This is a genomic window from Paenibacillus sp. FSL R5-0470 (assembly GCF_037975205.1).
Classification (GTDB): domain Bacteria; phylum Bacillota; class Bacilli; order Paenibacillales; family Paenibacillaceae; genus Paenibacillus_AQ.
Map to the genome: position 1 here is coordinate 3,100,556 of NZ_CP150238.1, position 22,578 is coordinate 3,123,133.

Genomic DNA, 22,578 nt, shown 5'->3' on the forward strand with positions numbered 1-22,578 from the left:
ATCCCTCTCTGAAAGTCCCGAATGTATTAAATTATCTTATCAAGTACGAACTGAGCCTTCTTCTGTGAGAATCCAATTCGTGTGTAGAACCGTACGGCATCTTCTCTAGTTTGGTTTGTACGAACTCTTAATTTGTTCACTCCAATTTGTGCTGCCCAGCGTTCACAGGCTTCAACAAGTTGTTTACCGGTTCCTACTCCGCGATGTTGCTGATCGACCACTAAACCACCAATCTCAACAAAGGGTGGAGATTCAATTAACATTCGCACACTGGCATGAATCCATCCTATTAATTGCCTATCCGACTCTGCTACATAAATAACATGATCTTTACGATTTCTGATATCTTGAAGTCTATCTGCTAGCTGTTCGATATTTAAAGGATATCCGAGCTCACTGGATAGTTTTGCAATATCTTGTGTGTCGCTAAATGAAGTTGTCCTAATATGTATAATCATCCGCCACCTTAAAAAAATGTTGTTTCATGCTGTTTTTTATTATAGTTCATCTCATTCAGAGGAACATCTCTATGTGCATTACTTCGTACTATTTCGATAAGTGGATGGGGATAGACCCATCGTCTTTTTGAAATATTTAGAGAAATGAGCCAATTCCATCCCGACTTGTTCCGCAATATCTGAAATGCTGTAATCTGTGTAAGAAAGCTGTCTTTTAGCGTGCTCCATACGTTTCAATTGAACATAGGCCATTGGAGTCACCCCCATGAATCTTTTGAAATAAGGTATAAAATAGTTCGGGTGCAGGTGGACAAGCTCTGCTAGTTCATCAATATCTATGGGCTTATTTAGACAATTATCGATGTAATGGAGCACATGAGCCAGCTTACCATGGTCTCCGGTGTGTATGAATTGCGTCATAAAATCTGTATGACTACTGTCGCTCGATTCAAGACAAGTGGCAATGAGATTAAGCAAACAAGCCTGTGTGCGAAGGATAGATAAGACATCGTCCTTTTGAAATTGTTCGATCATCTCTACGAAAATTGCCCTTATTGAATCTGGATTAGGCGAATCACAGATGTATAATTTTTTCTCCGCATGGAATAAGGGCCATTCTCCAATGTCAGCATCAAAGTGGCAGTAATAACGGATATATGGATCATCGATAGAAGTTTCGGTAGTTTGTGTGCTCCCCGCAGGCATGATCATTATCTGACCTGGCTTCGGGTAGTAGGTAATCCCGTTTATAATTACTTTCCCCTCACCCCCATCAATAAAATAAAGCCGATTAAAAGCGGGGGTTTCCAGCGTGCGGTTCCATCCGGGATATCTATTACTAAGTTGGGCATGGGTCACAGTAACCTTGAGATTCTGCAGGAGACGTCCTGATAAGTTCCCTGAATTGTTCATCATTTAACTCCTTTAAATCTTTTGTATCCTCATTATAACGGTTTCATTTAACTAAAACATCTTACTCAAATACAAATAGTTCTTAATTTCGATCATGTTCATGTCCTTAAATAAAGTATATCCTCTAACCATAACCATTAATAAGGAAGTGATCAGAGATGGGTACAGTTCGTTATGGGATTATTGGTATTGGAAATATGGGAACCGCACATGCGCAAAGTCTGCTGAGTGAGATTAAGGGGGCTGAGCTTACAGCCGTATGTGATATAAGAGAAGAGCGTTTGAAATGGGCTGAAGAGCAGTTACCTGAGAATGTTAGGAAATATTCTACGCCGAAGGAATTATTCGAGTCACGTATCATGGATGCGGTATTAATCTGTACTCCGCATTATGATCACCCTACACTTGCAATCGAAGCTTTTCAGCATGGTTATCATGTACTAGTGGAGAAGCCGGCAGGTGTTTATACGAAAGCTGTTCAACAGATGAACGATGCTGCAGCACAGTCTGACCGCAAATTTGGAATCATGTACAATCAGCGTACAAATCCTTTGTATCAGAAGCTGAGAGATCTTATTCAGTCTGGTGAGTTAGGTGAGATCCGCCGGACGAATTGGATTATTACCGACTGGTATAGATCGCAGAACTACTATAATTCTGGTGGCTGGCGGGCGACATGGGCGGGTGAAGGTGGCGGGGTATTGCTTAATCAAGATCCTCATCAGCTAGATTTATGGCAATGGACGACAGGCATGATGCCGAAGCGGATAAGAGCATTTTGCCACTTTGGAAAATATCGCAACATTGAGGTTGAAGATGATGTAACCGCTTATGTGGAATACGAGAATGGCGCTACAGGTCTGTTTATTACTACAACTGGAGAGGCACCGGGAACTAATCGTTTTGAAATCAATGGCGATAATGGAAAAATCGTAGTGGAAGACGGGAAGCTAACCTTTTGGCGTTTGCGTACACCGGAGCCGCAGTTCAACGCAGAGTTCACGGGAGGTTTCGGTAGTCCGGAATGTTGGAAATGTGAGATACCTGTACAAGATGGCGGAGGGGAGCAGCATAAAGGAATTCTACGGAACTTTACGAATGCCATTTTGCATGATGAGGCATTACTTGCTCCCGGGGAGGAAGGGATTAAGGGGCTAACCCTTTCAAATGCCATGTATTTATCGGCTTGGACGGACAATTGGGTGGAGCTTCCGATGGATTCGGATTTATTCTACGATAAGCTGATGGAAAAAGTAAAAAACTCGACTTTCCAAAAGGAAACCTCAGAAACTAAAACATTGAATGTTAAAGGAACTCATTAAATCGAAAGAGAGAGGTTAAATCCTATGAAACGTTCGACGATAGCGGCTCAAATGTACACGTTACGTGATTATACTCAAACTGCGGAGGATTTAAGATCAACTTTTCAAAAGGTATCGGCAATGGGTTATGAGAGCATTCAGATTTCATCCATTGGACCGATTAATCCGATGCTCGTTAAAGAATATGCGGATGAAGCGGGGCTGGCTATATGTGCGACCCATGTGTCCTGGGATCGGTTAGTGAATGATCTGGATGCGCTTGCCGCAGAGCATAAGCTGTGGAATTGCAAATATATTGGACTTGGAAGTTTACCAGAAGAATTTCGTACGGGACTTGAAAGCTACCGGAACTTTGCGAAATTGATATCTGAAATTGCAATAACATTAAAAGAACAACACGGTCTGCAATTTGTTTATCATAATCATGATTTTGAATTTGAACGCTTTGAAGGTACTACTGGAATGGAAGTATTGCTCAATGAGACTGATCCATCAGTTGGTTTCATACTTGATTTATATTGGGTGCAGGCAGGTGGCGCGAGTCCGGAAGAATGGATACGTAAAGTTGAAGGCAGAATGCAGGTTGTGCATTTAAAGGATATGGCGATAGTTGATAGAAAACAGGTTTTTGCTGAAATAGGCGAAGGAAACATGAACTATGCGGAGATCATTGCTACTTGTCGTGAGACGGGTGTTGAATGGTACGTAGTGGAGCAGGATGTTTGTAGACGTGATCCTTTTGAGAGCTTAGAGATGAGTCTGCGCTATCTCATTAGCTTATTATAGAATCTATAAGAAACCATTAGGAGGATTCTTATGAATAGAATAGATGGGATGACCTATGCACCCACATATGTAGCTAAACCTGTAGTGAAGCCAGGTGAATTCATCATCGCAGCTATTGCACTCGATCACGGTCATATTTACGGGATGTGTAATGGGCTGGTTGAGGCTGGTGCAGAACTGAAATGGGTATATGATCCGGATGAAGAGAAAGTTAGAGCATTCATAGCCAAATATCCTGGAGTTAGGGCTGCTGAGTCTATGGATGAAATATTGGAAGATCCAGAAGTTCGCTTAGTTGCAGCGGCAGCTATTCCTTCAGAACGAGGCCCCTTAGGAAATAAGGTTATGGCTCACGGGAAGGATTATTTTACGGATAAAACCCCCTTTACAACACTTGAACAACTGGATGATGCTAGAGCTATGGTCGCAGCAACCAATCAGAAGTATATGGTTTACTATAGTGAGCGTCTTCATGTTGAAAGCGCAATCTATGCGGGACAGTTGATCCGTCAGGGGGCTATTGGTCGTGTTCTTCAAGTCATTGGATTAGGGCCGCATCGTTTAAATGCATCTAGCCGTCCAGAATGGTTTTTTGAGCGGGAGAAATATGGCGGAATTCTATGTGATATTGGCAGCCACCAAATTGAACAATTTTTGTATTATACAGATTGTCAGGATGCTTCAGTTGTTCACAGTAAGGTAGCTAATTATAATCATTCGTCTTACCCTGAATTAGAGGACTTCGGTGATGCGACGCTTGTTGGGGACAATGGGGTAACCCAATACTTTCGTGTAGATTGGTTTACGCCAGACGGACTCGGAACCTGGGGAGATGGACGTACAATGATCATGGGAACTGAAGGGTACATTGAACTGCGCAAATACAGCGATATCGGGCGTTCAAATACACCGGATCATGTGTACTGGGTGAACGGGGAAGGGGAGCATTACGAACATGTAGCTGGAAAGGTTGGATTTCCGTTCTTTGGTGAACTTATCCTCGATTGTCTGAACCGGACGGAGCTGTCCATGACTCAAGCACATGTCTTCAAAGCTGCTGAACTATGTTTGAAGGCTCAAGCCCAAGCGATGAATCTAACTCCTAATCAACTGAAATAGCGAATGGAATAATGAATGGAGGTGGTAAAGATGAACAAACTTGGAGTAGCGATTATTGGCTGCGGGGCGATATTTCCTCTCCATGCTAAAGCAATATCAGCAATAAAAGATGTAAATCTACTTCTAGTTGCAGATATTGATGCTGATAAAGCTACACGAGCGGGAATAGAATATGCCTGCGATGCCACTGATGATTATAGAGAAATATTAAATGATAATCGTATTGATGTTGTTCATCTCTGTACACCTCATCATCTTCATGCAGAAATGGCAGAAGAGCTATTACGTGCGGGGAAGCACGTGTTAACTGAAAAGCCAATCGCCGTTGACCTTCCTTCAGCCATGCGCATGCTGGAAGCAGCGCAAGAGAGCTCCGGCCAGCTTGGTGTGGTGTTCCAGAATCGTTATAATGATGCTTCCGTTTATATTAAGAAGACTATAGATTCTGGTGATTTAGGGAAACTACTTTGTATGAAAGGTGTCGTAACCTGGCATCGAAACGAAAGTTACTACAAAGATAGCAATTGGAGAGGAAGGTGGTCCACGGAAGGCGGAGGTGTTCTAATTAATCAGACCATTCATACCTTGGATTTACTACAGTGGTATGGGGGTGAGATTAAATCCGTGAAAGGCAGTATTACCACGGATGTGCTTGATGGCGTCATTGAAGTAGAAGATACTGCCCATGCTTGTATCGACTTTGCCAATAATGTTCGCGGGCTGTTTTATGGCACGAATACCTATCTTGAGAACTCTCCGGTGGAGTTGGAGCTAGTTTTTGAAGAGGGGACGCTTAACCTCCGTCGAGAGCACTTATATCTTTGGAAAGATGGGAAGGAAACCTTGGTTTGTGAGCCTATGTTCAGTCCTGCGGAAGGCAAATCGTATTGGGGGACTGGGCATAAGAGACTAATTGAGGACTTCTATGACCATATTTTCAGTGGATCAAAGTTTTGGCTGGATGGTCCTGAGGGGATAAAGGCGCTGGAACTGGTGAAGCGTATTTATAGCTCATCGCAGAGGAACAAATAAGTCATAAATATAGCGAAGGCTGTTCCATATGTAGATTTATCTACGAATGAGGCAGCTTTTTCGTGTTTAGGGACTTCCCGCATTTGGTTAAACACTAAGAAGACTACGACTTGCAGAGGAAGATGGATTTGATTAATTCTCCTTAGTGGAATAATCTAAAGTAAGTATAGGTTATTAACAGCAAGATATCTGGAGGGTGCATACAATATGGAGAAAATACTACAGAACATTAGAACGAACACCAAGCTAATTTCCATTGTGCAGACCATTGTTTTTATCTTTGTCATATTATACGTACTGATGTTTCTTTCTGGTGGATTATTCACCACCTTTTTTATTATGCTTATTGCTTGTTTTGTTGGTGTAATTGCTGCTTTACTCATGCTAATTCGAAAAAGCTTCTTATGGGCAATTGTTGATCTTGCTGCTGCGGGCAGTATGTTCATTTATTTTATTTATAATGCTTAACTGTTATTAATCCTTGCAAGAAGCGGGTTTATGGCTGTAGCATAAGCTCCTTAACCTGGAGGACTTATTTCTCTCTTTTTTGCAAGCTTTTAAATAATTTATTTTTTTCATATAATAGTAGATATTAAATTTATAAATAATTGTAATACACTCGGATAAGGGTATAATTGAGACAGAAAAGGTGTGACGCCTAAGAAGGAGCGCCCACATCCTTTCTGCAAAATTCAGGGGATAAGGATGGTAATAATGGGCAAAAGTGCAACTGAAACAGACGTCATTTTAATTGGTGCTGGAATCATGAGTGCGACTTTAGGAACACTTTTAAAAGAATTAGTGCCGGATTGGAAGATTAAAGTGTTTGAAAAGCTCGAAAATGCAGGTGAGGAAAGCTCTAATGAATGGAATAATGCAGGAACTGGACATGCGGCACTCTGTGAGCTTAACTACACTGTCGAAAAATCCGACGGAACTGTAGATATAAGTAAAGCCATCCAAATTAATGAACAGTTTCAACTTTCAATGCAATTTTGGTCTTATTTGGTAAATCGTAAGTTGATACATAATCCTCAGGATTTTATCATGCCCTTGCCCCATATGAGTTTGGTACTAGGGGAGAAGAATGTAGCTTTTTTGAAGAGAAGATTTGAAGCGCTGTCAAAAAATCCTTTGTTCCAAGGAATGGAATTTTCCGATGACTCTAGCAAATTAATGGAATGGATACCGCTTATTATACAAAATCGTCCATCGAATGAACCTATAGCAGCAACAAAAATCGACTCAGGCACAGATGTTAACTTTGGCGCTTTAACGCGTATGTTATTTGATCACTTAAAGAGTAAGAATGTAGATCTCCATTATAAACATAGTGTAGATGGAATCAAACGTACTGGCGATGGGTCGTGGGACTTGAGAGTGAAGAACGACAGCGGTACTATTGAACACCATACTGCAAAATTTGTCTTTGTTGGTGGCGGGGGAGGAAGCTTGCATATCCTGCAAAAATCCGGTATTCCTGAAGGGAAACATATTGGAGGATTCCCGGTAAGTGGAATATTTATGGTGTGTAATAAACCAGAAGTTATAGCCCAGCATCATGCAAAAGTATACGGTAAAGCTAAGGTTGGAGCGCCTCCAATGTCTGTTCCGCATCTGGACACTAGATTTATTGACAACAAAAAATCGTTGTTATTTGGACCGTTTGCTGGCTTCTCACCAAAATTTTTAAAAACCGGTTCAATGTTTGATTTGATCACTTCCGTAAAACCCGATAATCTCCTAACGATGCTGTCGGCAGGTGCAAAGAACATGTCTTTGACCAAATACCTGATCGAGCAAGTGTTGTTATCGAAAGAAAAACGCATGGAGGAATTACGAGAGTTTATCCCGAATGCCAAAATAGAGGATTGGGATCTAGTTGTAGCAGGCCAACGCGTACAGGTAATCAAAGATACAGAGGATGGCAAAGGAATCCTTCAATTCGGTACAGAGGTAATTAGCGCCGCAGATGGTTCGATTGCAGCATTGCTTGGGGCTTCCCCAGGTGCTTCTACGGCTGTTCATGTGATGCTTGAAGTACTTAATAAATGTTTCCCTCAGCATATAAAAGAGTGGGAACCGAAAATTAAAGAAATGATTCCTTCTTATGGCCTGTCACTACTGGAAAATCCAGAGCTTTTGCAAGAAGTGCACACATTAACGGCAACTACATTGGGTCTAGGTGGAAAAGAGCGAGTGCATAGTTAAGCAATGATCATTCGCTCGAAAGTATGATAATTGACAGAGATTTTCTTCAAGAAAGCCTATGGATTTCATTCATAGGTTTTTTGTTTAGGGAAATTGAACAGAAAAGTGGGATATATATGAAACGAGGAATCACTTTTAAGATTCCAAATGATTACGGGAAAGTACTTGGAGATCTTTTAAAGCCATTTAATACCGAAACATTCAATTGGTATATAGGTGGCGAGGAGTCTTATTTTATTCAAAACGATACATTAGGAGAGGTCATGTTCCATGAAGAAATTTATGGAATGGACGGCAGCGTTCTGAAAGAACTTTTGGAGAATAACGAATACTATATCATCTTTGCGAACTTCAAGGCTTTTCTACGAGAGAAGGATGTAATTGATGTTCAGACCTATGAGGAGTTCTTAAATAGTGATTGCCAGCTTGTACTTTTAGTCGTCGACAGTGAATATGCTACAGTTTATTGCAAAGACCAGGGGATGCTTGAAGCACTGTGTCATAACGCAATTTCAAATGGATATGAAGATGTTCAGTACATTACGAATGAGAATGACTTCAGAACAAGATTATCAGCATGGTAGAAAGAACCGTAAGGTTGATTTGACGAACAAATCATTCATTTGTTACAATGACCCCATCAATTAGGAAAAGGATGAGGACGATGGTTCGTCGTTTGAAACGGTTTAAGAATGTCGCTACTGTATCAAGCTTCTAAGTATAAATGCTATAAATTACTTAGAAGCGAGGGGAAATAATGAAACAACAGCTGTTTAACCACTGGTCAGAAACGAAGTATTTAAAGGATATTGTCACCAACCCAATGATTGAGGTAGGGGATTACTCGTACTACTCTGGTTATTACGATAGTCATCATTTTGAAGACGGGTGCGTCAGATATCTTTGGGGAGACGAAACGTCAAGAAAGTTATTTAACCCGATCGAAGATTTTGGGTGGCATTTAGATAAATTGATTATAGGAAATTATGTTTGTATTGCAAGTGGTGTAATTATTTTAATGGGTGGAAATCACAATCATCATCCGGAATGGATTACCGTGTATCCTTTTGTGGACCAGATTGAAACCTCTTACGAACCTAAAGGTGATACGATCATAGAAAGTGATGCTTGGATTGGGATGAATGCAATGATTATGCCAGGTGTGAAAATAGGTGAAGGTGCTATTGTTGCAGCAGGCTCGGTTGTTGTAAAAGACGTTCCACCATATACAATAGTAGGTGGCAATCCTGCTAAAGAGATTAGAAAACGATTTACAGATCGTGAAATCGAAAAGTTAAAGGAAATGCGTTGGTTTGATTGGAAACGTGAAAAAATTGAACAAGCTACGTCTATCTTTTCAAGTTCATCGATTGATCAATTATATGAGTTTTATCTAAGAGAAATAAAATCATAACACAATCACAACAGGCTGCCGCAAATATTCGGCAGCCTGTTCTTTTATCAGTTAAGGTAGTTTAACAATAATTGTTCTTTACCAGATTAATCCTAATTAGTATGATAATATGAATGGGCTCATCTAATCTCTTGGGCGGAAAGTGTGCTAGATATATGAAATATATTGAATTTGGTCTAAGTAATACATGGTTTATTAGAACCGAAACGGAGTTAGAGGATGGAAATGAATTTGAAGAAAAGGGAATTGTGAAACCGGTAAGGTTCCATTCTCTATATTTCAGGATTTGGATTGGTAAAACTGTAGTAATCCTAGACTTAAAGCAAGGTTTTAAAAAAAGTAAGAAAAGTTATAACGCGTTTAAGATTATTTTTGGTATAACAAGTCTCTAGAATGGAGGAGCATACATATAACGACAAGATGGAGGAAACTATGGAAAAAATATTGAATGAAATAGCCAATTTGATAAGCAGTAAGGAAAAAAGAGTTACTATTGGGATTTCGGGGCATGGTGCATCTGGAAAGACAACATTTGCCCATAATCTTTTAAAGCTTCTGGGTCATGAGAAAGTGAATTATATGAATACTGATCCCTATATTATCGGCTCTCATCTTAGAAAGTACACTGTAATCGATTATGATTATAACAATGAACGTCATCGTAATAAAATGACAGCTTGTCATCCTTCTGCTCATAATATATCTGCTCTAGAGAGAGACATCCGAATGATGCGAGATGGTTTAGATTTTTATACAATAGACACCAATTATTTAAAGAGTACAATGATAGCTTCACAAAACAGAGTGAATATTGTAGAGGGCATGAGCGTTGCTTTTGCAGACCCGAATTTGTTTGATCTGAAGGTGTACTTATATACGGATGGAGACACTGAATTGATGAGAAGGAGTATACGTGATGTCTCTGAAAGAGGAACAAACATCAAATATTTAAGAAAATCTCATGAAGACCGTAGAATTCAATATGAGTTATTTATGCATCCTTTTCATCGAAACTTTGATATCATTATAAAAAATTCCAATGAAGGTTATATTCTTGAAAATGAATTCAGGAGGGAATTATGAATCTTGCAAATAAAGTAACAATCGCCAGAATATTATTAATCCCCATCTTTATAGTGCTTTTCTCAAAATATCCTGATTGGCCAGAGGGGATTTATTATGCAGCTATTGTTTTTTTACTCGCTTCAGCAACAGATAAACTAGATGGATATATTGCTAGGAAGTATAATCAGGTTACGAACCTTGGAAAGTTACTTGATCCATTAGCGGATAAGTTGCTCATTTCTGCTGCGTTGATTCTACTGGTAAGTCAGCAGATGTTATACGCATGGGTTGCTTTAGTTATTGTAGCGAGGGAAGTGATCATTACAGGGATTAGACTTGTTGCTGTCACTCAGAAAATAGTGTTGCAAGCTGATCGATACGGAAAAATTAAAATGGTATCGCAAGTTGTAGCAATTACTGCAGTTATGTTTACAAACCATCCATTCACCCTTCTTACGAATATACCTATTGATCAAATCCTAATCTATATTTCACTAGTCATAACTATCTATTCAGGATTTAACTACATAAGAAATAACTATCGTTTTTTAAAATTAGAAGCATGAGCTCGATAAAAAGGTTGCTGAATAACAAATAGATAAAGGCGAATTCTCACTCCATTTCGAGTAAGAATTCGCCTTTATTTTATGTATATCCTTGTGTTTTTTACTTTAATAACGTCAATATATTTATGAGATTTACTGCAAATAAACCCATAACCCTTGCATGTGTATGCCAAGTCTAAGCTCAAATCTGAACTATTGACACAAAAGTGTATTACACGTATAGTACATAAATAAGATGTATGAACCACTTAGTACACACACTTAGTATATGGAGTTGGTTGTATGACAGAAGAACAAAAATCAGGTGTCAGCTTTAATATTCGAGAACCGGTATATATTCAAGTTGTCCGTTACTTTAAAGAACAGATTGCTACAGGGCAAATCGGAGCAGGAGACAAGATTCCTTCACGGCGTGAGCTGGCATCAGTAATGAAGATTAATGCGAACACGGCACAGAAGGCATATAAGGAAATGGAGGAACAGGGTTTGATCGTAACAGAAGGAAATTCCCCAAGTCGAATTACACAGGATCAGCAAATACTAAGCTCGATTCGTGCTGAATTAATCGAAAGTGCAGTGGATATATTCATCGGTTCCATTCGGAATATTCAAATTCCAGTTGAAGAACTGGTAGACATCATAAAGACAAAATATACATCGGAGCGATCTCCAGAGGGTGGTGACACAAGATGATCCAAGTGAATCAGATGGTGAAGAATTACGGATTCAAGAAGGTACTAAATGGCGTTAGCTTCACTGCTGCCAAGGGAGAGATCACCTGCCTGATCGGAATCAATGGTGCCGGAAAGTCAACGGTGCTGAAGTCCATCATGGGACTGACACCGTACAAAGGTGAAGTCTTAATCGATAATGCATCACTAACACCTGCGATGTATGAGAAAATGACTTTTATTCCAGATTCGTTAACGATGCCCTCCAATATGCGAATAGCTGATTGCTTCAGCTTTATGGCTGACTTTTATCGGAATTGGAACGCTGAACGTGCAGAGGAATTGCTTAAGTTCTTCCAGTTGAGCTCAAAAGATCGCGTGTCTTCATTGTCGAAGGGGATGGCTGCAAAGTTAAATTTGTTGCTCGGACTTGCCTTGGATTGTGATTACATCCTAATGGACGAACCGTTCTCGGGGATTGATATGTTCAGCCGCGAGCAAATTACTGATGTGTTCACGAGTGAATTGATCGAGGATCGTGGTGTGATTATTACAACTCATGAAATTAACGATATTGAGCATTTAATTGATAAAGCGGTCTTGCTACAGCATGGGAAGGTAGAACGTGAATTCTACTGTGAAGAAGTTCGCGAGCAGGAAGGTAAGTCCATTACGGACGTAATGAGAGAGGTGTATAAGAAATGAGAGCTTTTGTGAAGCTATTGAATTTTGAAATGAACCGATTTGCCAAAATATATTTTGGACTCCTGGTGCTGACAGTCGCCTTGCAACTTGTAGCAGTCACCCTCGGTGCTAATCATTGGCTGGATTCTGCGAATGAGGCAATGAGAGTGAATCAATGGACCCTTGAGCAATATCACAATGTGACTGGATATATTCAGCTAAACAGTATGATGTATGCTCGCTATAATGGACTTCTATATTTCGGACCCATATTTTTGAGCATCACAGTGTTGCTAATATATAGCTGCTTCATCTGGTACCGTGACTGGAGAGGTAAAAATACGGTAGTATATCGCCTGCTCACGTTGCCATCCAATCGGGCGAATTTGTATTTTGCCAAGCTGGTTACGATCTTGCTATTCGCATTTGGACTTGTCGCCCTGCAAATTATCCTTGTTCCACTGGAGCGTTTGATAGCACAGTCGATTCTTCCTGCTGAATTATATCGGAACATCTCGGTATTTGATTTTTTGAAGTATCCTACTGTGCTTAAAGTTCTGGTTCCGCCCTACTTTTCTGAGTTTGTACTATACTATGGACTGGGCATTATTGGCTTGATCGTCTTGTTCACAGTGATTCTAATCGAGCGGAGCTACAGACTGAAAGGGATTGGCTTTATCGTACTATATTTAGCGGTTCTGGCTGGACTAGCCTCAATACCATTTCTTATGGGTTATAGCAGTTACGATAGCTACTTCTATCCAGGTGAAATCATAGGCGCTTGTCTCGGATTAATAGTGATCATTGTTGGAGGTTCGCTTTGGTACAGCTTGTATCTATTGCGTAAGAAAATATCGGTATAATTGAAGGGGTATGGAGGTTAAGGAATGAGAAAATATATGGTTACCGCCGTTCTTGTAGTGTTCGCGGTTGTTACAATCGGGACGTATTATGTACAAGCTTCACAAGAGACACCACCTAATTATAAGCTGACGACGGTTCAAGGGGATGCTTCCCTCGTTGAAGGTATAGCTGTATACGGAAACTACATGATTAAGGATAGTACTTTTGGCATCAAACGAGCTTATATCACGACAAATGGTACAGATTATCCAGATGAAAAGTCGGCGATTAGCCAAAGCTTAAATCGAAGACCAATGAAAACGCAATTGGATCAGTGGATTGAAGAGCATCGTCAGTTCATGCGCGGTAAGACAAACACATCTGGTTTCTATGAGAATGAGGAAATGCTTGCTTATGTTAAGGCGACAGTAGATGCGAAGCGATCAAATGATTCATCAGCGAAGAGAAATGCAAAGCTTAGTATTTCTGTACTCAACAAGCAGAAGAACAATACGCTTGAAATCACATCCGATATCAATGTAGATCATGATATTTCAGATATGTATGTACAAAATGTACAGCTTATTGATCAGCAGCTTGTTGCTATGGTGTTTATGAATCACAGTGCCAAAGGTTATGTATCTGAACCGCAGATCCTCCGTGTCAATCTAACCACAAAAGAGATTAAGAATGAGCCGCTCGCGTTACCAGGCGGTAAATCTGTAGCGGCAGACGGGGATACTCAATATGCATGGCTAGCCAATCAAAATCTGGAGCACACTGAGCAATGGATTTTAAGGATTAGTAGAGATAATCATAGAAAGGCATATCAAGTGGATGTCAAGACAGGGCAAATCTCGCCGCTCACGTTCCAAGGGCATGAAATGTTTTTGAATAATATTATGTACGCCTATGGACAGAAAATTTATTTCCTGCAAAAAGCTGTATCGAGTAAGGAAAATGTAGGATTCACTGTTATTTCTTACGATCTCGTGAGTAAAGAATATGAGACTACTCTGAAGAATACAAATATAGATTTAAGTGAAAACATTACCTATGCTTTTAAACAAGACCATCTCTATATTATGGGTTATAAGAATTTCAAAGGTAATCGTCTATATGTATTCAATTTGACAAGCGGTAACCTTGAGTACGAAGGAAAAGTAATATCAACAGAGGCCGCAAATCAGGCTGAAGATGAAGCTAACATGGATTTGAATTTTATCGATCTCGGTCAGTTCTAGCATAATTTTTAGAATAGAAAATGAGATATAAAGAGACATAAAGAGATATAAAGAGATATAAAAAGGTGACAAAGGCCGGGCTAATGACTTTTAATAGTCAATTAGCTCGGCCTTTTAGTCGTAAAATATAAAACAGTCATTAAACACTATTTTTCGATTAAAATATATTGTAAAACGATAAACTATATGTTAGATTCAATTTTGAAAATAACTTTGTGAGGTGTGTTTTATGAAACTTGGATCAACGCTTTTTTTAAGGATAGCTGTTGTTCTTATTGGACTTCCAGTTCTTGCCTTGTGTATAATTTTTGTGCCTGCGATTTCGAATTATGCAGCAGAATTATACCCTGATCAAACCTATATTAAATATCTCTTGTACATTGATTTGTATGCATCGGCGATACCTTTTTACTTTGCATTGTATCAAGCGATCAAACTGTTAGGGTATATTGACAACAACAACGCTTTCTCAGAATTATCTGTAAAGGTATTAAAAAATATCAGGAACTGTGCAATTGCAATCAGTGGAATTTATGTAGTGGGATTGCCACTTTTCTATCTCGTCGCGGAGAGAGATGATGCCCCGGGGTTCATTGTCATTGGGGTGGTTGTGATTTTTGCTTCCATGGTGATTGCAGTGTTTGCTGCGGTGCTCCAAAAGCTTTTGAAGGAAGCTATTGATATAAAATCAGAAAATGACTTAACGGTCTGAGGAGAAAACAATGGCGATTATTATTAATATTGACGTGATGCTGGCTAAAAGAAAAATGAGCGTAACCGAGCTTTCGGAGCGGGTTGGAATAACAATGGCTAACCTATCTATATTGAAAAATGGAAAGGCGAAAGCGGTTCGATTATCAACATTAGAGGCGATCTGCAAAGCTTTAGATTGTCAGCCTGGAGATATTTTAGAATACAAAAGTGACGAGGAGACTTAAAAAATCAATGAATAGTAGAGGCAGGGCTCTTTTCTCAATCTTTATGAGAAGGGGGCCTTTTTGATGTGCAATAATTGGAGGTGGAAAATAATAGGGGATATATTAATGATAAAAAATAATTGTAATACAATCGATATATATTGAATAACGATAAATTATGTGATAAATTGAATCCAGATTATTAACTTTGTGAGGTGCAGTTTATGAAACGTGAAACACTCTTTTTAAAGATAGTTGTAATTCTTATTGGACTTCCGGTTCTTGCTTTGTGTATTTTTTGGTTACCTACGATACCTAACAAGGCAGCTGGAGATTATCCGGTGTATTTGGTTTATCCCGTTCTTATAGGGGTGTATGTAACAGTGATAGCCTATTTCGTAGCTTTATATCAGGCGTTAAGACTTCTAAGCTATATTGACAAGAACAAAGCGTTCTCAGAACTATCCATTAAGGCTTTAAAAAATATAATTTACTGTGCAATCATCATCAGTATCTTATATGCGGCAGGTATGCCACTTATTTACGAAATGGCACAGGAAGCCGATGCACCAGGTCTAATCGTACTTGGACTTGTCATGACTTGTGCTCCAATTGTGATTGCGGTCTTTGCTGCTGTTCTTCAAAAGCTCTTGAAAAATGCCATAGAAATTAAATCAGAAAATGACTTAACAGTCTGAGGTGAAAATAATGGCGATTATAGTGAATATTGACGTGATGTTAGCTAAAAGAAAAATGAGTGTTACAGAGCTTACAGAAAGGGTTGGAATAACAATGGCCAATCTTTCTATATTGAAAAATGGAAAAGCAAAAGCGATTCGACTATCAACATTTGATGCGATTTGTAAAGCTTTAGAATGTCAGCCTGGAGATATTTTAGAATACCTAATGGACGAGGATGCTTAAATCGTAATGAGTAATCGACTCCGCAGATTGAAAAGAACAGCATTGCCTGGAAAGGAGAGAGCATCATTGAAATCAACAACGCAGTTTCTGCATTTTGGCTATCATCAGGCGATGAGTTGCATATTTCCTATTGCGATCTTTGGGACTTTAGCTCTCTCTAACGTAATAGATCTGCCTTACATTTACCGATATGATGCCATTCTTATTATATTGCTTACCGTTCAATACCTTATGTACCGTACTGGATTAGAGACGTTAGATGAAATTAAAGTCATCTGTGTATTTCACATTATTGGTTTGCTGTTGGAAATTTATAAGATAAGAATGGGGTCATGGTCATACCCTGAACCCGGGCTAACCAAGGTGTTTGGAGTGCCACTGTATAGCGGGTTTATGTACGCGAGCGTCGCGAGCTATATGTGTCAAATTTGGCGTAGACTGAAAATGGATATGACGGGCTGGCCGGGAATTGCTGCTGCTGGATCGCTCGGAGCAGCTATCTATCTGAACTTTTTCACGCATCACTTCATTCCTGATTTTCGCTGGTGGCTAAAGGGGCTTGTACTCATTGTTTTTTGGAAGACTTGGATCATTTATCGGGTACGAAACACTACTTATCGGATGCCCTTGACACTGGCTTTTTTCTTAGTAGGTTTTTTTATCTGGTTAGCTGAGAATATCGCTACATTCTTTAATGCTTGGAAATATCCTGATCAGAATCAGGTATGGCATGTGGTTAGTGTCAGTAAGATCAGTTCATGGTTCCTTCTGGTCATTATTAGTGTCATTATAGTTGCTCAGCTTAAACATGTTAAAGCTAACCGTAACGCGAAAGAGTAGAGTATTGTCTTCAAAGGAAATAGTAGTACATGGAGTAAGAACAAATTAGTGATGAGGGGGAGATGAGATGGAATATACAGATTTAAAAGAATTGCAGGATGTGTTTTTCTTTGGTCTAATAGAGCCAGAGGTAAATCAACTAAGGTTATCTTTTTGTAAAAGCAAAGCTAGTGATATAGCTGAGCCTCTTATGGATGGTGAGAAAAGCTCTCCCATAATACAAGTTGATTTTCACTCCTATATTGCATATTCGATTAGAAATGAATTCTTTACTTCTTGGGATGATTACGAGGAATTTGACGGAAAAACATTTAGGATTTATAAAAAATCAAGGTATCTTGATTTTATTTCTAATGGAATATTCGCATCAAAGGATTTTCCAAAACCATATAAGCACTATGGGATCTGTTGTATTGACCATGTCGTTGATATTATTTCAACATCGGAACCAGTTGTAAGGGAAATTATATAGATCTGAATTTCTTTCCAGAGTATAGAAGAAAGTAGCTGATTGCACATGCTTGTCTTTTTTAACGATTAGAGTTATTATGGATTTTCAAAGTCGTTAATGGAGGTGCTGAATGAAATATTCCCAAGCGACAGACTATGCGCTTCATGCAATGCTTTATCTGGTGACGGCGGCGTCCGATAAGCCTGTAGGTGTTCAATTACTTGCTGAGAAGCTGGGTGTTTCGCAAACCTATCTGTCCAAAATGATGACCAAGCTAGTCAAGGCTGGATTGATTCAATCTGCACCCGGAGCAAACGGTGGGTATCGTCTCAGACGGAAGTCCGAAGAGATCTCTTTTCTGGATATTATCCATGCGATCGAAGGGACTGCATCTTTGTTCGAATGTAGCTTGGATCACGGTAGCGAGTGCCTGATTCAACAGGTTGTTATTGACGCTGAAAGACAGATGGAGCAGTACTTGGAGAACAAGAAAATTGCAGATTTGGCGAAAACAATGAAGACGGAGTAAAGATCCGTTCTTTTTTGAATATAATTAAAGATAATATAAGTCCGTAATGACTTTAATATAAAGGAGAATGAAATATGACGGAATTCTGGGAATCAAGCTTTATAGAAAAACAAACGATGTGGGGATTTGAACCTACAGACTCTGCGATCGCCACTAAGGACTTTTTCCTTGAGAGGAATGTTAAAGACATATTGGTACCAGGGATTGGATATGGCAGAAATGCAAAGGTTTTTATAGAGAGTGGGATAAATGTAACGGGTATTGAGATTTCTCAAACAGCAATTGATTTGGCGAGGCAAAATGGAATTGATATTAGCATTTTTCATGGTTCAGTGAATGACATGCCGTATGATAATAACCTCTATGAGGGAATATTTTGCCATGGTCTTATTCATCTGTTGAATAAAAGTGAAAGAGAAAAGTTCATTAAGGATTGCTACAACCAGTTAAAGCCAGGTGGTTATATGATTTTTACAACAGTTTCGAAAAAAGCTCCTATGTTTGGAAAAGGTATTCTATTGGATAAAAATTACTACGAGACAGATTATGGCGTAAAAATATTTTTTTATGATGCTGAATCCATTACACAAGAGTTTGAAACCTATGGGCTAGTTGAGTTCTCTGAAATTGATGAGCCGCACAAGGACATGATCAATAAACCGTCGATAAACTTTTTAATGGTAAAATGTAAGAAAGAACTATAGAAAAATTTCGACATATCGAAGATAATATATTTCAAAAGAAGGCAGGTGTTATGTTGATGAGCAATATTATTGATTATTACTCTAGCTTTGATGAGTGGGGCAGGCTGGATAGAGAACCCTTAGAGTTCATTATTAATCTCCATTATATCAAGAAATATATGCCATCAGCTGGGAAGGTGCTGGATAATGGCGCGGGACCCGGTAAATACGCGATCGAACTGGCTAAGCTCGGATATACAGTAACCCTTTCAGATATCACACCTAAATTAGTTGAAGTAGCAACGGAAAAGGCAGCTGAACTAGAATTAACTGAGCGATTTGACGGGTTTCATAACTTAAATGCTATTGATTTAGAAGGAATACCTAATGAGAATTATGATGTTTCATTGATGCTCGGTCCTTTGTATCATTTGCAGAAGGAAGAGGAACGAATTTTAGCAGTAAAAGAGTTGCACCGCGTGACCAAGCAAGATGGCTTAGTATTCGTGGCTTTTCAAAGTCGAATGAGAATGACCATTAATTCGTTACAATCCCCGCAGCAGTGGAAACCGAACGATAACATGAACACCATCAATGAATTCTATGAGAGCGGAATCTTTAATCATAGTGACAAGGGCCGATTTACAGGTGCATATTATTTTAACATTGATGAGATTCAGCCTTTCATGGAAAGGAATGGATTTAAGTCGATAGATTTAATTGGTTCATCAAGTATTGCAGCCATGTTATCTGCAGAGCAGCAACAGTATTGGACTCACCAAGAGGGGGAAGAGAGCTTGATTAACTTTCTCATATCCAAAGCAAATGATCCCTCAATCTTGGGCATCTCATCCCATTTGTTATACATCGGTAAAAGAAAATAAAAAAGAGCGCCAGTTTCTTAACTGGCGCTCTTAATTTTATAAATGACAGACTACTTTACAAATGTAGTGTGTAGCGGTTCGCTTTACTCAACCCGCGGATCATTTCGATTTCCTCCGAAGACAGTGGGGCTGACTTAGCAGCCGTTACATTATTCTTCAACTGCTCCATACTACTCGCTCCAGGGATAATAACCGCTACAGACGGATGACCAAGCGAATAATGAAGCGCAGTTTGTGCTAGGGGGCGAGTGTGACTCGTTGCGTGCACAAGCTGATCATGCAACTTCAGAATCTCCTCACTACTGTAATCTAAGTACTTCTTCTCTGCCTTGCTGCGGCCATTCTCCGAAAGGATGCCACCCGCCAAAGGACCCCGGGCAATTAGACTGATCCCATGCTCGGCCAGCAGAGGGAGGATTTCCTCCTCAGGACGTCGATCTAAAATGCTGTATTGGCTCATTACACTGACAATATTTGATTTTTTTACATATTCTCTAATGACATTAGGTCGTATAGAAGAGATCCCATAATATCGGATTAGACCCTCTTGCTTAAGTTCTTCAAAGGCTTCAATAGTTTCATCTATCGGATCATCAATCGTTCCGCCATGCAGCTGATACAGATCGATATAATCCGTTTGGAGGCGTCTTAGGCTGTCTTTGACTGCGGATTTAATATAGGATTTTGATGGATCCCAGCTCCAGCCTTCTTGACCTGGAATTCTGCGGTTACCCACTTTTGTACTCAATATCACCTCACCGCGGCGGTGGCGAATCGCCTTACCAATGATCTCTTCATTACGACCCTCATCATACAGATCGGCTGTATCTAAAAAGTTAATGCCTTGATCGAGCGCTTCATGGACGATGGAAATGGCTTTTGCCTCATCCGTACCTAAGGACATGCATCCGAGTCCTACTTCACTTACATATAAATCGGACTGACCCAAACGATTTTTATTCATAGGTTGTTCCTTTCTAATTCCGTTGTTTGTTATATTATAACGCCTTAAAGCATCGAATTCGAATGTAAATGAATGATTTCCTTTGACATTATAACCTAGAAGCATTATCGTCATAGCATATGTTATTTACTAGATGATGATGGATAGGGAGAGACTTGAACATATGGAACAAGCAATGTTTGCAGGTGGTTGCTTTTGGTGCATGGTTACACCGTTCGAGGAGTTACCAGGTATCCAAGGGATTGTATCGGGATATGCTGGAGGATTAACTGAGAACCCAACTTACGAAGAAGTCAAAACAGGAACAACAGGACATTACGAGGTGGTACAAATTACGTTTGATCCATCGCTTTTTTCATACGAGAAGCTGCTTGAATTATATTGGCCTCAGATTGATCCCACGGATGATGGTGGACAATTTCAGGATAGAGGAACACAATACCGGACAGCCATCTTTTACTATAACGAAGAACAACGTTTAGCAGCCCTTGCCTCGAAGGAGCAGGTTGCTGTGAGTGGCAGATTCTCAGGACCCGTTGTGACGGAAATCCTTCCAGCGCCAACCTTTTATCGAGCGGAAGAATATCATCAGGACTATCATCACAAGAATCCCAAGCATTATAAAGAGGATCGTGAGCAATCCGGACGGGATACCTTTATCGCTAAACACTGGTAATTGCAGAAACGGAATTTCTAAAGTAAAAGAGCATCCTAAGTCGTTCATGGCTTACAGGTGCTCTTTTTGCATCATATACAAATTTTATATATTTTAAATTCTACATACTTTCTACACATTTATAGACTAAACTACTCTAAATTAAGCGAGAAATTAAAATGGAGGGTTTAAGATGAAAAAAATCATACCCATAGTTGCTGTAACATTGCTTCTAAGTGCAGTGTTAGCTGGCTGTCAATCGGGCAATAATGCCCCATCTGGATCAGATAAGCAAGCTTCTATATCGTCAGTGGATCAACCATGGATCGCATCAAAAAACACAACTCGTATAAACACTTCTGACCCGACTGCGGCAGCAGTTATCGTTTCACAAACCCTATGGACTGCACAGACGAAGAACAACAGACCTTCAAGTGTAGTATTAACGGATGTAAGCAATTGGCAGATTGCCGCGGTTAGTGCGGATTTGATCCATCATCCGAATAATGGCCCTATTCTTTTTACAACTAAAGAGGGTGTCCCTGAGGCAACGTTAGCAGAGCTTAAGCGATTGAATCCTTTAGGTGCAGAAGGTAATAATGGTGTACAAGTAGTGCTCGTCGGACCCATGGCTTCCAATGTCGAAGAACAATTAAAGACAATGGATCTGAAAGTAGACCGAATTGAAGGGGACGAGCCGGCAGCTATAGCACAAGCCATTGATACTTATTATGCAAAAGCTTCTGGTGAACTTCCAAAGGCAGTCATTGTAGGTTCTATGGATAGTCCTGAGTACACACTGCCTGCAGTGAATTGGATCGCCCATATGCCAGAGCCGCTTCTCTATGTAACAAAAGATGAAATTCCAGACCCTACCGTTAATGCTTTGAAAGAGCGTGGAGGTTCGGCTACGATTTATATCTTAGGACCTGAAAAAGTTGTATCTACAGCAGTAGAAAAGCAATTACAGGAATTCGGCACCGTAACCCGTATAGCTGGAAAAGACATTTATGAGAATGCCATTGCTTTTGCTACTTTTAAGGACGCCAGCAACGGTTTCGGCTGGGGCATAACGACACCTGGACATAACTTGTCTTTGTTGACTACCGATTCAACGATGCTGGCGATCGCCGCTGCACCTTTTTCGCATTTAGGGAAACATGCACCGCTTATCTTTACGGAAAAAGACGGGTTGCCAGATTCCGTGATGGAATATATGATGACCCTTCAACCTAAATTTCAAGATTCACCAGCAGAAGGCCCCTATAATCATGCTTGGTTAACTGGGGACATCAACGTAATAAAAGAAAGTGCCCAAAGCGAAATCGATGATATGCTGGAAATCTCACCGGCGGCAGGAGGCAATCCACATTCCGGTCACTAGGCCACGAAGAGGGTGAACAA

General features: G+C 39.8%; 29 protein-coding genes. 26 read left to right on the plus strand and 3 right to left on the minus strand.

What is annotated here, in order from left to right:
* Positions 1 to 26: 26 nt before the first annotated feature.
* Entirely contained in the window at positions 27 to 458 is a 432-nt protein-coding gene (locus MKY99_RS13600; protein ID WP_339271048.1) for a GNAT family N-acetyltransferase, read from the minus strand.
* A 78-nt stretch (positions 459 to 536) separates the two neighbouring features.
* The gene (locus tag MKY99_RS13605) at positions 537 to 1,373 is read right to left on the minus strand and encodes an AraC family transcriptional regulator (protein WP_339271050.1); all 837 of its coding nucleotides are present in this window, start codon (positions 1,371 to 1,373) and stop codon (positions 537 to 539) included.
* Positions 1,374 to 1,528: 155 nt separating this feature from the next.
* Between MKY99_RS13605 and MKY99_RS13610 the strand changes: the two genes are divergently transcribed.
* From MKY99_RS13610 to MKY99_RS13725, 24 genes are all read left to right on the plus strand, one after another.
* Positions 1,529 to 2,692 (plus strand): Gfo/Idh/MocA family oxidoreductase, encoded by a 1,164-nt coding sequence (locus MKY99_RS13610; protein WP_339271052.1) that lies wholly within the window; start codon positions 1,529 to 1,531, stop codon positions 2,690 to 2,692.
* A 24-nt stretch (positions 2,693 to 2,716) separates the two neighbouring features.
* A complete protein-coding gene (locus MKY99_RS13615) occupies positions 2,717 to 3,478 on the plus strand; it encodes a sugar phosphate isomerase/epimerase (protein ID WP_339271054.1) in 762 nt (253 codons plus the stop codon).
* 30 nt (positions 3,479 to 3,508) lie between these two features.
* Complete coding sequence (locus MKY99_RS13620) at positions 3,509 to 4,597, plus strand: Gfo/Idh/MocA family oxidoreductase (protein ID WP_339271056.1); 1,089 nt, start codon at positions 3,509 to 3,511, stop codon at positions 4,595 to 4,597.
* A 30-nt stretch (positions 4,598 to 4,627) separates the two neighbouring features.
* A complete protein-coding gene (locus tag MKY99_RS13625) occupies positions 4,628 to 5,629 on the plus strand; it encodes a Gfo/Idh/MocA family oxidoreductase (RefSeq protein WP_339271058.1) in 1,002 nt (333 codons plus the stop codon).
* 207 nt (positions 5,630 to 5,836) lie between these two features.
* Entirely contained in the window at positions 5,837 to 6,097 is a 261-nt protein-coding gene (locus tag MKY99_RS13630; protein WP_339271060.1) for a hypothetical protein, read from the plus strand.
* Between the two features lie 246 nt (positions 6,098 to 6,343).
* On the plus strand, positions 6,344 to 7,840 hold the full coding sequence (locus MKY99_RS13635; RefSeq protein ID WP_339271062.1) for a malate:quinone oxidoreductase: 1,497 nt from the start codon (positions 6,344 to 6,346) through the stop codon (positions 7,838 to 7,840).
* Between the two features lie 116 nt (positions 7,841 to 7,956).
* Entirely contained in the window at positions 7,957 to 8,424 is a 468-nt protein-coding gene (locus MKY99_RS13640; protein WP_339271064.1) for a DUF2691 family protein, read from the plus strand.
* 173 nt (positions 8,425 to 8,597) lie between these two features.
* A complete protein-coding gene (locus MKY99_RS13645) occupies positions 8,598 to 9,254 on the plus strand; it encodes a CatB-related O-acetyltransferase (protein WP_076285829.1) in 657 nt (218 codons plus the stop codon).
* A 155-nt stretch (positions 9,255 to 9,409) separates the two neighbouring features.
* The gene (locus tag MKY99_RS13650; protein WP_339271066.1) at positions 9,410 to 9,646 is read left to right on the plus strand and encodes a DUF3977 family protein; all 237 of its coding nucleotides are present in this window, start codon (positions 9,410 to 9,412) and stop codon (positions 9,644 to 9,646) included.
* A 40-nt stretch (positions 9,647 to 9,686) separates the two neighbouring features.
* Positions 9,687 to 10,337 carry a phosphoribulokinase gene (locus tag MKY99_RS13655; RefSeq protein ID WP_339271632.1) on the plus strand — a complete coding sequence of 217 codons (651 nt, stop codon included), beginning with the start codon at positions 9,687 to 9,689 and terminating at the stop codon, positions 10,335 to 10,337.
* On the plus strand, positions 10,334 to 10,885 hold the full coding sequence (gene pgsA, locus MKY99_RS13660; protein ID WP_339271068.1) for a CDP-diacylglycerol--glycerol-3-phosphate 3-phosphatidyltransferase: 552 nt from the start codon (positions 10,334 to 10,336) through the stop codon (positions 10,883 to 10,885). The genes MKY99_RS13655 and pgsA overlap by 4 nt, the downstream gene beginning before the upstream one ends.
* Positions 10,886 to 11,167: 282 nt before the next feature.
* Positions 11,168 to 11,578, plus strand: coding sequence for a GntR family transcriptional regulator (locus tag MKY99_RS13665; RefSeq protein ID WP_042187923.1), 411 nt, complete (start codon positions 11,168 to 11,170; stop codon positions 11,576 to 11,578).
* Positions 11,575 to 12,261: an ABC transporter ATP-binding protein gene (locus MKY99_RS13670; protein ID WP_042187925.1), complete on the plus strand. Its 687-nt coding sequence runs from the start codon at positions 11,575 to 11,577 to the stop codon at positions 12,259 to 12,261. The genes MKY99_RS13665 and MKY99_RS13670 overlap by 4 nt, the downstream gene beginning before the upstream one ends.
* On the plus strand, positions 12,258 to 13,103 hold the full coding sequence (locus tag MKY99_RS13675) for a hypothetical protein (protein ID WP_076285824.1): 846 nt from the start codon (positions 12,258 to 12,260) through the stop codon (positions 13,101 to 13,103). Before MKY99_RS13670 ends, MKY99_RS13675 begins: the two co-directional genes overlap by 4 nt.
* Positions 13,104 to 13,127: 24 nt before the next feature.
* Positions 13,128 to 14,327, plus strand: a complete 1,200-nt coding sequence (locus tag MKY99_RS13680) for a hypothetical protein (RefSeq protein WP_339271070.1) — start codon at positions 13,128 to 13,130, stop codon at positions 14,325 to 14,327.
* A 229-nt stretch (positions 14,328 to 14,556) separates the two neighbouring features.
* A complete protein-coding gene (locus MKY99_RS13685; RefSeq protein ID WP_076298949.1) occupies positions 14,557 to 15,039 on the plus strand; it encodes a DUF2975 domain-containing protein in 483 nt (160 codons plus the stop codon).
* A gap of 10 nt (positions 15,040 to 15,049) precedes the next feature.
* Complete coding sequence (locus tag MKY99_RS13690; RefSeq protein ID WP_042127458.1) at positions 15,050 to 15,265, plus strand: helix-turn-helix transcriptional regulator; 216 nt, start codon at positions 15,050 to 15,052, stop codon at positions 15,263 to 15,265.
* Positions 15,266 to 15,468: 203 nt separating this feature from the next.
* Complete coding sequence (locus MKY99_RS13695) at positions 15,469 to 15,942, plus strand: DUF2975 domain-containing protein (protein ID WP_339271072.1); 474 nt, start codon at positions 15,469 to 15,471, stop codon at positions 15,940 to 15,942.
* A 10-nt stretch (positions 15,943 to 15,952) separates the two neighbouring features.
* Positions 15,953 to 16,168 (plus strand): helix-turn-helix transcriptional regulator, encoded by a 216-nt coding sequence (locus MKY99_RS13700; protein ID WP_042187934.1) that lies wholly within the window; start codon positions 15,953 to 15,955, stop codon positions 16,166 to 16,168.
* 66 nt (positions 16,169 to 16,234) lie between these two features.
* Complete coding sequence (locus MKY99_RS13705; RefSeq protein ID WP_339271074.1) at positions 16,235 to 17,008, plus strand: DUF817 domain-containing protein; 774 nt, start codon at positions 16,235 to 16,237, stop codon at positions 17,006 to 17,008.
* Between the two features lie 67 nt (positions 17,009 to 17,075).
* Positions 17,076 to 17,480, plus strand: coding sequence for a hypothetical protein (locus MKY99_RS13710; protein WP_339271076.1), 405 nt, complete (start codon positions 17,076 to 17,078; stop codon positions 17,478 to 17,480).
* Positions 17,481 to 17,589: 109 nt separating this feature from the next.
* Positions 17,590 to 17,988: an Rrf2 family transcriptional regulator gene (locus tag MKY99_RS13715; protein WP_042127470.1), complete on the plus strand. Its 399-nt coding sequence runs from the start codon at positions 17,590 to 17,592 to the stop codon at positions 17,986 to 17,988.
* Positions 17,989 to 18,062: 74 nt separating this feature from the next.
* Positions 18,063 to 18,692, plus strand: coding sequence for a class I SAM-dependent methyltransferase (locus MKY99_RS13720; protein ID WP_339271078.1), 630 nt, complete (start codon positions 18,063 to 18,065; stop codon positions 18,690 to 18,692).
* Positions 18,693 to 18,748: 56 nt separating this feature from the next.
* Positions 18,749 to 19,555: a class I SAM-dependent methyltransferase gene (locus MKY99_RS13725; protein WP_339271634.1), complete on the plus strand. Its 807-nt coding sequence runs from the start codon at positions 18,749 to 18,751 to the stop codon at positions 19,553 to 19,555.
* Between the two features lie 55 nt (positions 19,556 to 19,610).
* Here MKY99_RS13725 and MKY99_RS13730 read toward each other — a convergent pair whose 3' ends face one another.
* Entirely contained in the window at positions 19,611 to 20,519 is a 909-nt protein-coding gene (locus MKY99_RS13730) for an aldo/keto reductase (RefSeq protein ID WP_339271080.1), read from the minus strand.
* 163 nt (positions 20,520 to 20,682) lie between these two features.
* Between MKY99_RS13730 and msrA the strand changes: the two genes are divergently transcribed.
* Positions 20,683 to 21,195, plus strand: a complete 513-nt coding sequence (gene msrA, locus MKY99_RS13735; RefSeq protein WP_149644416.1) for a peptide-methionine (S)-S-oxide reductase MsrA — start codon at positions 20,683 to 20,685, stop codon at positions 21,193 to 21,195.
* A 172-nt stretch (positions 21,196 to 21,367) separates the two neighbouring features.
* Positions 21,368 to 22,558: a cell wall-binding repeat-containing protein gene (locus MKY99_RS13740; protein WP_339247913.1), complete on the plus strand. Its 1,191-nt coding sequence runs from the start codon at positions 21,368 to 21,370 to the stop codon at positions 22,556 to 22,558.
* Positions 22,559 to 22,578 lie beyond the last annotated feature (20 nt).